This is a genomic window from Thermoactinospora rubra, assembly GCF_002093975.1.
Lineage (GTDB): Bacteria > Actinomycetota > Actinomycetes > Streptosporangiales > Streptosporangiaceae > Nonomuraea > Nonomuraea rubra_A.
In genome coordinates, this window is sequence record NZ_MSZZ01000097.1 from 1 (window position 1) to 12849 (window position 12849).

The following is a 12849-nucleotide window of genomic DNA, read 5'->3' on the forward strand; positions in this document are numbered from 1 at the left end:
CCGCTTCGCCATTCTTTCCGCCGCCCCGACCACTGTCAAATCGGCGGATCCCGTTTCCGGGCAACCCCTCTACCTTACCAGCCCACCCGCAAGAACACGAACCAACCGGACAAGCCAGGAAGGAGTGAGGTTGGCGCGGACCACCGCCGCGCACCACTAACTGTAGCAGCCCTCAGACACCACACAGGTAACTAGAGAGTCCTTCCCCGCCCACCAGTACGCCAAACCTGCGGACTGCGGCAAGCGGACAGCAAGTCATCCGCAATCGGTGCCGGATACCTAGTAGTCACGAGCAGACTGCACCCTCGGAGGTGTCCGCCATGACCCGCTCGGAGTTCGACGACATCCGCGCCCACCTCGCCGATGGCACGACACATCCCTCTGAGCTGCTGAGCATCGCCCGCGACCTGGTCGACGACCTCGAGCAGGCGCGGATGCGCGAGGCCGTCCTGCGTACCTACTACCTGCGCCTGCTGACCGCCGCCCGGGCGACGATCGCGGCCGACGCGGCCGGCGCCGACGACCCCCTCTCCTTCCTCCGGCACGAACTCGCCGAACGCGGGCAACTCCCCCAGGACGGCGAAGCCGTCCAGCGCATCCTGGCCGACGCGCGTGCGGCGGCCGCGCTCCTCGCCTGCCTGGAGCAGACGGCTTCCCTCAGGCCCCGCGGTCTGCGCGTGCGGCGCTGTGTCGGGTCGGGCCGGTCGCTGCCCCGCTAAGGCCGACAAGTCGGTTGTTGCTCCCCGAACACCGACACCACACCTCGCCTTGGCAATGTGCCTGCGACACTGCGCTTATGTGGCATCGGGGTTTGAACTGGGCGGCCATCGCCCTGGTCGGGAGCTTCGCACTCATCTGGCTCGGAGTCGTGATCTTCGCGGCTGATGCCTCCGCGATGTGGGTACGGCTCGCGGAAGGGGCGTTCGCTCTCTTCCTGGCCGGCTGGGCCGTACAAAAAGCCGTCCTCATGCTGAGGTGACCGGCCGGCCGTACCGGCTCCTCCCGATGGGTACGGCGGAGGCCCCTGGCTGTGGACTTCGCCGCCTTCAGCCCGTGTGCCCGCAGGGACGGCCGTCCGGCGCCTCGGTGGGCAGGCTCAGCCCCCAGGCGGCATACAGCTCCCTGGGAACGGGAGGAATGCAGCCGCGCGTCGCCCACTCGCCGCTGTAATGCCAGATGTCGCCCGCCTGCCTGGTCCACAGATGGATCCGGTCGCGGATCGCGATGGCGTAGTACTTGTCCGAGGCTCCGTTCTAGCCGAAGACGCCGCCGTAGTGGATTTCGCCGCCGGCCGCGTCGACCGCCGCGCGGCTCCCCTTGAGACACGCCGCCGCGACCAGCCCGGTGCGGGTGACGGGATCAAGGGTCAGGTTCCAGGCGGCTCCGGTTGACACGCGCTGTCCCGGCCCGTCCTCGTAGTCGAGGTCTTCGGATCGCGGCATGGCAGGGCACCCGGTGGTCGGGGCAGGGTCCGCCGAGAGCGTCCCGCCGCCGCCGAACACCGTCGACAGCACCACGATCGCCGTCACAAGGACGGCTCCCGCAACGGCGGCCAGTGTCAAGAGCAGTGCGCGCACAACCACTGCCTAACATCTAGGTCGCCTTTCGGCCATGCACCCGCATGAGGGACGACGACAACGCTCCTCCCCCTGCGGCCTCAGCCCATCACCTCGCCGAGCTGGTCCAGCGCGAGCCGCCAGGGAAACGAGCCGGTCGGGTCGGCTCCCTGACTCGGCGCGTGCGGCTCGAAGGCTCCTGGCCCGAAGCAGACGCGCACGCCTTCGGCGCGCAGTGCCTCGACGCTCCGCCGAAACGGGGCGCGCGAGGCCAGAGCGCCGTTCACGAAGGGCAGGACGACGACGGGGATGCCGAGTCCCGGAGCCTCCGCCAGGACGCCCAGCGCATAGGTGTCCGCGATGCCCTGCGCGAACTTGTTGACGGTGTTGTAGGTGGCGGGCGCGACGATGATCGCGTCCGCCCTGGGCGGCTTGGGCTCGTCGGGCCTGCGGTACCGGCTGCGCACCGGACGGCCGGTCTGCTCCTCCAGGGCCGGCACGTCGACGAACTCCAGCGCGGACGGCGTCGCGACGACCTGCACGACCCATCCCTCGCCCTGCGCCATCGCGACGAGGCGGCCGACGTCCCGGGCCGGGCTCGCCGCGCACACGATCGCGTAGAGAAGCCTGCCGTCACCGCCCAAACCCAGACCCCCTATGCCTTCCGCCCGGACATGGTCACGAACCGGAGGTGGCGACGCACGAGGCTCCGCCGTACCATCCGATGATCCCGAGCCATCGCACCACCCGAGGACACCACCACGTGATCGCAGGACATCGCCCTCCCGGCCCCACCGCGCGGCTCGCCTTCCGCGAGATGACTCCCGACGACCTCGACGACATGGCCGCCCTCCTCGGCGATCCGGAGGTGATGCGACACTACCCGCGCCCGAAGACCCGCGACGAGGCGCTCGGCTGGATCACGGCGAGTCAGCGGAGCTATCGCGAGCACGGTCACGGTCTGTGGGTGGTCACCTTGCGGGACACCGGAGAGTTCGTGGGCGACTGCGGCCTGACGCGCCAGACCGTCGAGGGCGAGGTCTTCGTCGAGGTCGGCTACCACGTCCGGGCGGACCTGCAGGGGCGCGGGTACGCGACCGAGGCGGCCGCCGCCTGCCGCGACCACGCGCGCGACGTCCTCGACGTCGACCGCCTGATCGCGATCATCGCCCCGGCCAACGTGCCCTCCCAGCGCGTGGCCGAGAAGATCGGGCTCAGGTTCGAGCGCATGGCCACCTACAACGGCGGCCGGCAGCGCATCTACTCGATGAAGCTCTGACCGCGCCTGCTTTCTCCTTTCCGGTACGGCGGAGCGGCGTGCGCGGCCCCTCGACACGCCAGCGGCCTGGAGGCCCACGGCCTGGCCTCGCCGCCCTCGTATCCTTGATCGAGTTGCCCGACGTGCCGCGGTGAAGGGACCTGACATGCGGCGTTACTCACGTGTCGTGGTCAAGCTCAGTGGCGAGGCGCTCGCCGACGGCACCGGTTCCGGAACGGATCCCTCGAGCCTCGACCGGATGGCCGACGAGATCCTCTCGGTCCACGACCTCGGTGTCCAGATCGCCGTGGTGATCGGCGGGGGCAACTACTTCCGCGGCCGCATGGCTCAGGGCTGGGGCATCCGCAGGGCGGAGGCCGACAACATCGGCATGCTGGGCACGGTCATGAACGCCCTGATGCTGCGTGGCGTGCTGACCGCACGCACGGAGACCGACGTCCGGGTGATGACCGCGATCCCGATGCAGAGCGTGGCGGAACCCTTCATCCGGCTCCGCGCCGACCGGCACCTGCGCCGCGGGCTGATCGTGCTGCTGGCGGGCGGCATCGGCCAGCCGTACGTCACCACCGACTATCCCGCCGTCCAGCGCGCCCTGGAGCTCGACGCCGACGCGCTGCTCGTGGCCAAGCACGGCGTCGACGGCGTTTACGACAGCGACCCGAGGACGAACCCGGGCGCGAGGCGCTACAGCCGGCTGACGTACCGCGAGGCGCTGAGCGCGGGGATACGGGTCATGGACGAGAGCGCCTTCGTGCTGGCGAACGAGCAGCGGCTCCTCATGCATGTCTTCGACGTGAAGGCCAAGGGCGCGATGAGGGCGATCTGCGAGGGCGAGGACATCGGGACCCTCATCGCCAGCGAGATCCCGGCCTGACCCGCGGGGGCGGTGTTCAGCGGCGGCCGAGGCCGAGGAAGCGGGCGACGCGGGTCATCAGGTGGGACATCCTGGACGGGAAGGCGTCGGGTGCGGGGACGCCGATGGGGCGGACCCGGCCGTTGTGGATGGCGCCGATCTTCCAGCCGGTGGTGGTGCGGACCAGGACGACGGTCTGCCGGGACAGGCGCCGCCTGGGCAGCTTGCTCCGCCAGGGCATCAGGACCGAGGCGGTGCCGTGGACGATCGCCACGTCAGGGGTGAGGTAGCGGATCGACTCCAGGTCGCCGACCAGAGCCGAGCCGGCCAGGACGCCGCGGAAGAGCAGGTCGTGGTTGTGCTGGTGCTCCCGGCGGCCGCGGGCGATCGTGCCGTCATAGGAGACGTAGTCGGAGTCGTCGGTGAACAGCGCGCCGAAGGCGTGGGCGTCGTTGTCGGTCCAGGCCCGCATGAACGCCTGGAACAGGTTCTTGATCTCGGTGTCGTCGGCGGTGAGGGTGGTGGTGGTCATGGCGGTGCCTCCGCGATATGATTGTTTCGATCAACGAAAGATACGATATCAGAAAGATTCGAATGTCGAAAGATGTGCTTCTCCAGGAGATCGCCACGCTCCTGCGGCAGCTGCAGCAAAGCTTCGACGCCTTCGACGAGGCCGCCGCCGCGCGGCTCGGCCTCAACCGCACCGACCTGCGCTGCCTTGACGTCGTGCTGGGCGCCGGTCCGCTGCCCGCCGGACAGCTCAGCACCGCGCTGAAGCTCAGCCCGGCGGCCACCACCACCGTCATCGACCGGCTGGAACGCGCCGGACTGGTCTCACGTGCCCGTGACCCAGGCAACCGCCGCCTCGTCCTGGTCGCCCCGACCGACACCGCCCGCGAGGCGGAGGCGGAACTGTTCGCCCCGGTCGGCCAGGCGGGCGCCCAGGCGCTGACCCGCTACACCTATGACCAGCTCACCGTCATCCTGGACTTCCTCCAGACCGTCCTGCGGGTCCAGGAGGAACAGACCGCCCGCGTCGCGGCACTGCCCTGAAGGCCACGCCGAGCGCCCGCTGATCAGGGCCGGATGTTCTGGTTGAGGCGGAAGACGTTCTCGGGGTCGTAGGTGCGCTTGAGCGCCACGAGACGGTCGTACGTCCCGGCGGGGTAGGCCTGGCGGACGCGATCCTCGCCCTCCTCGCCGAGGTGGTTGACGTAGGTGCCCCTCGACCAGGGGCGCAGCGCCTGCCAGCTGTCGCGGGCCCACCGTACGTGCGGCTGGGGGTCCCCGGCCGGGTCCTCCCAGGCCCCGGCGACGGTCAGCAGGTACTCGGCGTCCCGGTGGCCGAAGGCCGTGGCGTCGGCGGGCACCCGCCGTACCGCGCCGCCCATGTGGTGCAGCAGCAGCTGGTTGTACGGCGAGCTGGGCTCGGCGGCGCGGGCGGCGGCCACCTCGAGCGCGGCGTCGTCGAGCGGCCCGAGCATCTCGCTCTTGACGTAGATCGGCCGCCCGGGGACGTTCATCGGATCGGCGAGACGCTGCAGTTCGACGTAGGGCATGACGCCGAACAGGTCGACCGGCGGCGGGCCGAACCGGCGCAGCGGGGCCAGGGCGCGCTCGCCGTCCTCCACCGGCCCGACGTGGCAGCCGGCCAGCAGGACCATCGGCCGGCCCCGCATCTCCGGCGGGACGAACGGCTCCGGCGGCGCGGTGACCAGGGCCGCCATCAGGCTCAGCTCGTCGGGCGCGGCGGCGGCCAGGTCGCGCACGAACCGCAGCGCCTGCGGCGCCCGGTCACCCGGATGCATGACCGCCCCGGCGAACAGGGGCCCGACCGGGTGCAGCCGGTAGGTGAAGCGGGTGACGACCCCGAAGTTGCCGCCCCCGCCGCGCAGCCCCCAGAACAGCTCAGGATGTTCCTCGGCGCCGGCGTGCAGTACCTGCCCGTCGGCGGTGACCAGCTCGGCGGCGAGCAGGTTGTCGCAGGTCAGGCCGTGGACACGCTTGAGCCAGCCGATGCCGCCGCCGAGGGTCAGGCCGGCGATGCCGGTGTCGGAGACCTCGCCGCCGGTGACGGCCAGCCCGTGCCGCTGGGTCGCCGCGTCGAGCTCTCCCCAGGTCAGCCCGGCTTCGGCGACCGCGACCCGGCGCACGGGGTCGACGGTGACGCCCTTCATCGGGCCCAGGTCGAGGACGATGCCGTCATCGCAGGTGGAGTAACCGGGGATGCTGTGCCCGCCGCCGCGCACGGCGACCAGGAAGCCGCGTTCGCGGGCGAAGCGCAGGGCGGCGACGACATCGGCGGTCCGCCTGCAGCGCACGATGGCGGCCGGGTAGCGGTCGACGGCCCCGTTCCAGACCCGCCGCGCGCGGTCGTAGCCGGGGTCGCCGGGGAGGACGAGCTCGCCCGCGAGCCGGTCCGCCAGCTGGTTCAGTTCGGTGTCGATGGAGGTCATGACGTCGACGCTAGGGACGCCGCGGCGCGGTGGGGATCCCTCGGTTCTGGGATTCCGTCCCGGCCGGACCGGGTTAGCCTGGGTTCATGGACAAGCGGGCCGCCGAGCGCGCCCGCCGGGCGGTCGCCCGGGTCACCGCCTCGGCGACGGACAGTGTCGCCGCGTTCTGCGCCGTCACTCCCGCCCTGCGCGCCGCGGTACCGGCCGACACCTGGTGCGGGATCACCCTCGACCCGGCGACGATGCTGACCACCGGCGGGGCCCACCACGAAGGCCTGCCGCCGGCGGTGCTGCCCCGGCTCCTGGCGATCGAGTACGGCGAGGCCGACGTCATGCTCTTCACCGACATGGCCCGGCAGGACCCGCCGGTGGGCGTGCTGCGGGAGGCCACCGGGAAGCGCCCGGAGCGCAGCGTGCGGTACCGGGACGTGCTGGAGCCCAGCGGCATGGAGCACGAGGCGCGCCTGGTGTTCCGGGACGGCCGGCAGGCATGGGGGGCGCTGGTGCTGATGCGCGAACCCGGCAGCCCGCCGTTCGGGCCGGACGAGGCCGAGTTCCTCACCGAGCTGTCGGCGCCGCTGGCCCGCATGGTGCGCCAGGCGCTGCTGCGCGGCGAGGTCGAGCGGGGAGGCCTGCCCGACGGGCCGGGCCTGCTCATCCTCAGCCCCGACCACGCCGTGGAGTCGGTCACCCCGACCGCCGAGCGCTGGCTGGCCGACCTGGTCGAGCTGCGCCCGGACGGCGCTCCGCTGCCCTATCCGGTGTTCTCCTTGGCCGCGCAGGCGGCCGCCGACGACAGCGGCCAGGCCGCCCGGGCCCGCGCCCGCACCCGCAGCGGGATGTGGCTCACCCTGCACGCCTGGCGCCTGGCCGGGTCCCGCGTCGCGGTCACCCTGGAGCTGTCCCAGCCGCACGAGCTGACCGCCCTGGTGCTCGACGCATGCGGGCTCAGCGCCCGCGAGCGCGAGGTGGCCCAGCTCGCGCTGCTCGGCTACTCGACCGCCGAGATCGCCGGCGCGCTGTTCGTCTCGCCGTACACCGTGCAGGACCACCTCAAGGCGGTCTTCGACAAGACCGGGGTGCGCAGCCGCCGTGAGCTGGCCGCCCAGCTGTTCTTCCGCCACTACCTGCCGCGCATCGAACGCAGCGCTCCTGTCGCCGCCAACGGGTGGTTCGACGAGTCCTGATCGGTGGAGGGGAACACGGCGCCGAACTGCTCGGCTTTGTCCGGGAACGATGGCGGCCGGATGATCCGGTTTCTCTGTCAACACCTACGGCCAGCGCCGTGTGTGCTGCGCTCATCCTGGAGCCCGAGACCCTCGCCGGAGGCAAGTGGACCTTCCCAAACAGATCCGGCAAGCTGGAGCCCTCCACGAAGGGCTGGTCTATATGCGAATCGGACTCTCCAGTCTTCTGATCACGCTGGTGATTTGGGCATTCCTGGCAGCGGTGTTCTTCCTTCTTGTCTACTGGGCGGTTCGCCTGGCGATCCGGCATGAGCGGCGGGGTCCGAGCCTGCGGGAAATCGAGGATCGGGCTCTCCACGAACGGGTGACCGCTGAGCGTGCGGCGCAACGTCGCGAATGGGAGGAGCGACAGTCTCGGCGGAATGCAGGGCCGACGGCTGAATCATGAGGTCGATGAGCTCACGGATGGGGTGTGCGGCCTTCCGCGCTGCGCGAAGCGTCGCCTCTGGTCTCTATGAGAGCGATTCGGCAAGTCACAGCATTACACGTTGAGTTGCGGCATGCCATTCACTCGAATACGCATGTCAGCGAGCAAGATCCTCGGGAAGGGGCAAGTCGAGCGCCTGAAGGAAGCGGGCCGCCTTGACCTCGACAAAGATCTCTCCGTCGTCGAGTGCATCCACGTCTTCCTCCTCGTCGTACTCGATCTCCGAAGGATCCAGGTCCTCGGCAAGGAAGCCGATCAGCTCGCTCTCCTTGGACGCCCGCGCCGCCTCGGTCGCACCGCCACGTCGCTGTGCCCACCAGTCGGCGAGCCCCTTCGCCTCCACCTCGATGTCAGTCGGCGCCGATGCCTCATCGTTCTCGAAATACGTGCGCGGGGTATACCCAAGGTATGCGACTCCGCTGCCTCGGCCTTCGGGCCGATAAACGACGGTCGCGACGTCGCTGGCGTGAATATCGATCAGCAGCCACGGCTCGGCGACATCAGGCAGGTGATCGCTTTCGCACGCCGTCCAGCCGCTTCCATCGAAAAGATAGGTTCCGAAAAATCCCATCAAGCGCTCACACCGGTTTGCAGGGACAATGATCTGACTTATGTGGCCACGCCTTTCGGGTCCCGCCTCTGGGATACTCCATAGTCTTCCAGCCTGCTACCTCGTTGGGCGGCCCAGCACCAGTGGTCGTCCTTTCGCCGAGTCTTTTCTCGGCCTGGCCGCCGCCGGCAAACCAGACGGCGTCGGCTACGGATCGTGTCGTCCGAACACCAGGCAGAACGGGTGGCCTGCCGGATCCGCAAAGACACGGTAGCGACCCTCCAGTTCCCCCGGCAGCCGCTTCGCTCCCAGGGCCAGCACCTCCCGCTCCGCCGCATCCACGTCGTCGACGCGAATGTCCAGATGCAACTGCTGGGGACGCCGCGGATCGCCCCAGACCGGCGGGGTCCAGTGCGCCACACGCTGAAAGGCCAGCTGGCGCGCACCCGGCTCGGAGCCGATGACGACCCAGTCGTCGCCGTCCTCATTGATGCGCATGCCCAGGATCGCGGCGTAGAACGCGGCGAGCGCGCGAGGGTCGGGACAGTCGACCACCGTCTTCTCCAACCGACCGATCATGTCTCGATTCTGGCACCCTCACGATCGAGACCACGCATCCTCGCGCCCGGCTACAGGATCACGGCCCGCTGTTCTGCGGGGGAGACTGTCTGTCTTTCACGACGTACGGCACAGCTACACCACCCCGGACCGGGACGCGAAGATCGACGGGGAGGCGCTCAGCCAGGCTGACTCGGCCTTCACCATGAAGCAGTACGTTCAAGCCGATCGAGAACTGATCACCCACGGAACTCTCGCTCCCGTGGAAGCCGCAGACGGGAAGGAGATCTGCGGTCAGGTGGGCGGGGTACTGGTCTCCATCACTCGGAGCGCCATGCCGGCCGCTCGGACCACCTGGGGCCACGAGGGGTGATCGAGATAGGCGCTGTCGGGCTCGTGTGGTCCGAGGTCATCCAGCACCAACAACAATGCATCGGCAGCAGCCTGTACCGCATCCGCCTCCCGCTCATCCCAGAAGACATCGGGTATCCAGAATCGAGCCGGCCTGTGGTCAAGAAAAGGATCGTCGATCAGCCAGTGCACGGCGTTGGTAAGGTCCGGCCAGCCTCCACCGTTTCGCCAGTGCCGTTCCTGGTAGCCCCGATCGCCGAGAACGCGAAGGGCATCCAGGACCTCAGCTCGCACGGACGGAGGCTATCCGAAGATCCCGTTCACGAACGGCCGTTCCACGTCTCATAACGATCAAGGCCTGGCTTGGTGTCGAGGGCACGATCTGAACCTGCAACCTGCGGGTCGTGAGGCGAACGACGCGTCTCCGTCGCCTCGACCCGTCCCATGCCTTCGCTGTGACCTTGTGGGATCGAGGTACGGCGGGGCGGCTCTGTCACGGCTCGGCTCGCCGGGCCGTACCCGAACCCGTTCCCAAGAACGGTTGCTGGCCTCGACTATGACGCCTGCACGCGCGCCTCCCCTCGTCTGGTCCTCCCGAAGCCCTCGTCTGGTTCCCCGAATCATGAGGCCCCCGCCGGAAACGACGAGCGGACGGCATCGACGGAAGGCGCGCTCGGCCTACGGATCGTTGATCGCGGCCGGTGTGTCGTTCTGCGCGTGGTCGGTGACTTCGGCCGTGGCGCGGCTCCGGCTGCTCAATTGAGAGATGCGATGGCCTCCCGGGTGGTGCTTGACCTGAGTGACGTGAGGACTTGGGATGATCTCTCGGTCGGTGCGGTGATGAGCATTGCGGCGAATGAGGCACAACGTGCCTGTCTGCCAACTCGGTAGAGAGCACCAGCCGGGATGGGCTTGGTTTGCCACCGGACAGCCGGTCGGATAGGAAGCTTGCGTGCTGAGAGGTAACAAGGTCGGGCTCAGGGCCCGGCACGAGGAGGACATTCCGATCCTGCAGGCCGAGCTCTACGACGACGTGGTCACCTCTTCGCGAGCCGAAGGCCGGCCGTGGCGGCCGATCTCACCCGGCTCGAAGGATCCGCGGCTCGTGGTGGACGACAAGGAGCAAGGGCACGTCCCGTTCTCGGTCGTGGAGCTGGACGGCGGCACGCTGGTCGGCACCGCGACGCTGTGGGGCATCGACAACCACAACCGCTCCGCGCACATCGGGCTGGGGCTGTTGCCGTCGGCCCGCGGCAAGGGCTACGGGACCGAGGTGGTCGCGGTGCTGTGCCACTACGGTTTCGTCGTGCGCGGCCTGCAGCGGCTGCAGATCGAGACGCTGTCGGACAACGCCGCGATGCTGCGCGCCGCCGAGCACAACGGTTTCGTCCGCGAGGGCGTGCTGCGCTCCTCGGCCTGGGTGATGGGCGAGTTCTTGGACGAGGTGCTGCTCGGGCTCCTCGTCAAGGATTGGAAGCCGGACTCGAAGGCCTACCTGTGATCTTCGCGTTCGGGACGTCGTGAACATGCCGGGCTGTGGCCAGGCGCAGCGGCGGCGCGGGCCGTTTCTTGGAACCGGGTGGTCGTCGGCGGCCGGGGATCATCTGGTGCTTGGCCTCTCACGACGACCGTAGGCGTGACAGAACGGCCGGCCCGGGCTGATCGCGGCGTTCATCGTGATCGAACGGCGCGCCAAGGCGCCGCTCGTCCGGCTGGGGATCTTCCGCTAGGCCACGATGATCCGGGCCAGCCTCGCCGCGTTCTTCGGCTTCCAGTTCATCGTCACGCTCTGCCTGCAGGAACTGCGCGGCTGGTCCTCGCCGCAGACCGCGATCGCGCTGATCGTGATGGGCTGCGACGCCGTACTGGCGCCCTCTTCGTCCTCGACGCCGCCACGCCTGGCGATCCCCACGAACCGGAAGACACCTGCCCCGTGCCATGACCGCCTCGGCGGACCGTCACCAGCCATCCCATGCTTCGCATCCCCACCACGGGCCTTCGAGATGGACGGTTCCCTCGCACGATGTGTCTTCAGGCGGCTCGCGGCCATCTGGCAGCCACGTACCAGATGGGCACGCTGGCCCAGTCAAGGGCGAGGACGGCGACGACGGTGACGAGGATCAGATAGGGCCATCCTGGCGGCTTCTTGAGCATCCGGTAGTCACCTCGGACGACGTAGTGGGCGACAGGAAGGTAACGAACAAAGCCGCACTTGATCTACCCCTTGGCTCAGCGCAGTGCCGGAGATACAGGCCGAACTCACCCGAGACCTCGTCGATCTCGACGCGGCAGAGCTCGGCCTTCGCCTGCTGATCGCCTGAACCCGCCACGGCCGGGCACCACTTCGCCGCCCGGACCACAGGAACAAAAAATCCCATTGGCATGGACAACGAAAATGCCCTTCCGGATCATCTCCGGAAGGGCATTTTCCCTGGTAGCGGGGGTAGGATTTTGAACCTACGACCTCTGGGTTATGAGGCGTCAGGCACACATCTGCGGCGTCTCAGGTCGTCTCACGGCGTCTCGTTGAGCTGGTGGCTTGCACGTTTCCAGGTGTACGGCGTGGCGCTCCGTCTCCCTTGTCTCGAAGCGCCTCGTTAGCAATCCGTTAGCAAAACCGGGCTTCCACCTGCGGTAGCACGTCGCTTGTCAGCTTGTGCGGCCAGCACGATCCTCCCTTGCCTGGTCGTCCCGTCGCCGTCGTCCCAAACGCCAGTGGAGCGGGTCAGGGGTGAAGGTGGAGCTCCCCACGGCAGAACGACCTTCGCCCCCGGCCCCTGGTCTGCTCGGCTTGTCCTGGGGCGACGGCGACGGGACGATCAGGTTTCCGCCTCAGCCAACTACGGACCCTCATGCGCTTCGTGATCATCCTGGAGCCGGAGGCCCCCGCCGGAGGCAAAATGAAGGGCAAGCGGCATCGACGGAAGGCAGTCGGCCATGCCTGGCAGGGAACCTGCGACCCCGCTCGACCTACGGATCGTTGATCGCGGCCAGTGTGTCGTTCTGAAGGTGGTCGGTGACTTCGGCCGTAGTACGGCTCCGGCCGCGCGATTGGGAGATGCGATGGTCTCCCTGGGTGCCGCGCCTCGTGTAGTGCTTGATCTGAGCGACGTCAGGTCTTGGGATGATCTCTCTGTCGGTGCGGTGATAGGCGCGGTGAAACGGGCCCTGGCGGCCGGCGGGCGGTTGGTGGTTGCGGGAACTCCTGCTGATCTCATGGAGCGTTTTCGCCAGCTGCGGTTGGGTGAGCGCTGTGTGTTCCATGAGAGTGTTGCGGATGCTGTGGCCGAGTTTCGCCGCGCTTGAGAGCACGTGGCATGTCCGCCACGACCGGCGCGGCCCGAGCACGGCGCACGCGAGAACGGCCCCCAGGCCGCACGCGCAGCGTGCGGCCTGGCGCAGGGCCGCGCGGTGGCGGCGCGAAGCGCCGCCCTTGATCCCTATGAGAACAACTCGGCAATGCGGAGTATCCCAGGGGGTGTAACTGGCTGTCTGGTGGTATCAAGCACCAGCCAGGATGAAGCCTCCCTAAGCGTCTATCCAGAAGTTCTGCGCGTAACCGGGTGTGGGAC

16 protein-coding genes are annotated in these 12849 nt (G+C 68.8%); 8 read left to right on the forward strand and 8 right to left on the reverse strand.

Annotation, left to right across the window (positions count from 1 at the left end; translation table 11 throughout):
- Positions 1–320: 320 nt before the first annotated feature.
- Complete coding sequence (locus tag BSB02_RS38750; RefSeq protein ID WP_084965990.1) at positions 321–719, forward strand: tellurite resistance TerB family protein; 399 nt, start codon at positions 321–323, stop codon at positions 717–719.
- Positions 720–796: 77 nt separating this feature from the next.
- Positions 797–979 carry a hypothetical protein gene (locus BSB02_RS38755; protein ID WP_084965991.1) on the forward strand — a complete coding sequence of 61 codons (183 nt, stop codon included), beginning with the start codon at positions 797–799 and terminating at the stop codon, positions 977–979.
- 274 nt (positions 980–1253) lie between these two features.
- Here the strand turns inward: BSB02_RS38755 and BSB02_RS38760 are convergent, their stop codons facing one another.
- Both BSB02_RS38760 and BSB02_RS38765 read right to left on the reverse strand, forming a co-directional pair.
- The gene (locus BSB02_RS38760; RefSeq protein WP_143591746.1) at positions 1254–1577 is read right to left on the reverse strand and encodes a hypothetical protein; all 324 of its coding nucleotides are present in this window, start codon (positions 1575–1577) and stop codon (positions 1254–1256) included.
- A gap of 80 nt (positions 1578–1657) precedes the next feature.
- Entirely contained in the window at positions 1658–2200 is a 543-nt protein-coding gene (locus BSB02_RS38765; protein ID WP_084965993.1) for a flavoprotein, read from the reverse strand.
- Between the two features lie 119 nt (positions 2201–2319).
- On the opposite strand from BSB02_RS38765, the gene BSB02_RS38770 reads away from it, so the two are divergent.
- Together BSB02_RS38770 and pyrH are read left to right on the forward strand one after the other, a co-directional pair.
- Complete coding sequence (locus BSB02_RS38770) at positions 2320–2835, forward strand: GNAT family N-acetyltransferase (RefSeq protein ID WP_206185135.1); 516 nt, start codon at positions 2320–2322, stop codon at positions 2833–2835.
- A gap of 166 nt (positions 2836–3001) precedes the next feature.
- Entirely contained in the window at positions 3002–3709 is a 708-nt protein-coding gene (gene pyrH / locus BSB02_RS38775; protein ID WP_206185136.1) for a UMP kinase, read from the forward strand.
- Positions 3710–3725: 16 nt separating this feature from the next.
- On the opposite strand, the gene BSB02_RS38780 is transcribed toward pyrH, so the two are convergent.
- Complete coding sequence (locus BSB02_RS38780; RefSeq protein ID WP_084965995.1) at positions 3726–4220, reverse strand: SgcJ/EcaC family oxidoreductase; 495 nt, start codon at positions 4218–4220, stop codon at positions 3726–3728.
- A 62-nt stretch (positions 4221–4282) separates the two neighbouring features.
- On the opposite strand from BSB02_RS38780, the gene BSB02_RS38785 reads away from it, so the two are divergent.
- Positions 4283–4741, forward strand: coding sequence for a MarR family winged helix-turn-helix transcriptional regulator (locus BSB02_RS38785; RefSeq protein WP_084965996.1), 459 nt, complete (start codon positions 4283–4285; stop codon positions 4739–4741).
- Positions 4742–4764: 23 nt separating this feature from the next.
- Here the strand turns inward: BSB02_RS38785 and BSB02_RS38790 are convergent, their stop codons facing one another.
- Positions 4765–6144 (reverse strand): FAD-binding oxidoreductase, encoded by a 1380-nt coding sequence (locus BSB02_RS38790; protein ID WP_084965997.1) that lies wholly within the window; start codon positions 6142–6144, stop codon positions 4765–4767.
- An 86-nt stretch (positions 6145–6230) separates the two neighbouring features.
- Between BSB02_RS38790 and BSB02_RS38795 the strand changes: the two genes are divergently transcribed.
- Positions 6231–7331 (forward strand): helix-turn-helix transcriptional regulator, encoded by a 1101-nt coding sequence (locus BSB02_RS38795; RefSeq protein ID WP_084965998.1) that lies wholly within the window; start codon positions 6231–6233, stop codon positions 7329–7331.
- Between the two features lie 584 nt (positions 7332–7915).
- On the opposite strand, the gene BSB02_RS38800 is transcribed toward BSB02_RS38795, so the two are convergent.
- From BSB02_RS38800 to BSB02_RS38810, 3 genes are all read right to left on the reverse strand, one after another.
- On the reverse strand, positions 7916–8389 hold the full coding sequence (locus tag BSB02_RS38800; protein WP_084965999.1) for a hypothetical protein: 474 nt from the start codon (positions 8387–8389) through the stop codon (positions 7916–7918).
- Positions 8390–8575: 186 nt separating this feature from the next.
- Positions 8576–8947: a VOC family protein gene (locus tag BSB02_RS38805; protein ID WP_084966000.1), complete on the reverse strand. Its 372-nt coding sequence runs from the start codon at positions 8945–8947 to the stop codon at positions 8576–8578.
- Between the two features lie 273 nt (positions 8948–9220).
- A complete protein-coding gene (locus BSB02_RS38810; protein WP_143591748.1) occupies positions 9221–9571 on the reverse strand; it encodes an SCO4402 family protein in 351 nt (116 codons plus the stop codon).
- A 658-nt stretch (positions 9572–10229) separates the two neighbouring features.
- Between BSB02_RS38810 and BSB02_RS38815 the strand changes: the two genes are divergently transcribed.
- The gene (locus BSB02_RS38815) at positions 10230–10778 is read left to right on the forward strand and encodes a GNAT family N-acetyltransferase (RefSeq protein WP_084966002.1); all 549 of its coding nucleotides are present in this window, start codon (positions 10230–10232) and stop codon (positions 10776–10778) included.
- 225 nt (positions 10779–11003) lie between these two features.
- Here the strand turns inward: BSB02_RS38815 and BSB02_RS40970 are convergent, their stop codons facing one another.
- Positions 11004–11189 (reverse strand): hypothetical protein, encoded by a 186-nt coding sequence (locus tag BSB02_RS40970; protein ID WP_158088876.1) that lies wholly within the window; start codon positions 11187–11189, stop codon positions 11004–11006.
- Between the two features lie 1151 nt (positions 11190–12340).
- On the opposite strand from BSB02_RS40970, the gene BSB02_RS43830 reads away from it, so the two are divergent.
- The gene (locus BSB02_RS43830) at positions 12341–12583 is read left to right on the forward strand and encodes an STAS domain-containing protein (RefSeq protein ID WP_420855915.1); all 243 of its coding nucleotides are present in this window, start codon (positions 12341–12343) and stop codon (positions 12581–12583) included.
- Positions 12584–12849: the final 266 nt, after the last annotated feature.

Bases quoted from the DNA above. Each gene is read 5' to 3' on its own strand.
- BSB02_RS38785 (WP_084965996.1), top strand. From the start codon at position 4,283: ATGTCGAAAGATGTGCTTCTCCAGGAGATCGCCACGCTCCTGCGGCAG.
- BSB02_RS38805 (WP_084966000.1), bottom strand. From the start codon at position 8,947: ATGATCGGTCGGTTGGAGAAGACGGTGGTCGACTGTCCCGACCCTCGC.
- BSB02_RS38755 (WP_084965991.1), top strand. From the start codon at position 797: ATGTGGCATCGGGGTTTGAACTGGGCGGCCATCGCCCTGGTCGGGAGC.
- BSB02_RS38750 (WP_084965990.1), top strand. From the start codon at position 321: ATGACCCGCTCGGAGTTCGACGACATCCGCGCCCACCTCGCCGATGGC.
- BSB02_RS43830 (WP_420855915.1), top strand. From the start codon at position 12,341: ATGGTCTCCCTGGGTGCCGCGCCTCGTGTAGTGCTTGATCTGAGCGAC.
- BSB02_RS38790 (WP_084965997.1), bottom strand. From the start codon at position 6,144: ATGACCTCCATCGACACCGAACTGAACCAGCTGGCGGACCGGCTCGCG.
- BSB02_RS38800 (WP_084965999.1), bottom strand. From the start codon at position 8,389: ATGGGATTTTTCGGAACCTATCTTTTCGATGGAAGCGGCTGGACGGCG.
- BSB02_RS38780 (WP_084965995.1), bottom strand. From the start codon at position 4,220: ATGACCACCACCACCCTCACCGCCGACGACACCGAGATCAAGAACCTG.
- BSB02_RS38795 (WP_084965998.1), top strand. From the start codon at position 6,231: ATGGACAAGCGGGCCGCCGAGCGCGCCCGCCGGGCGGTCGCCCGGGTC.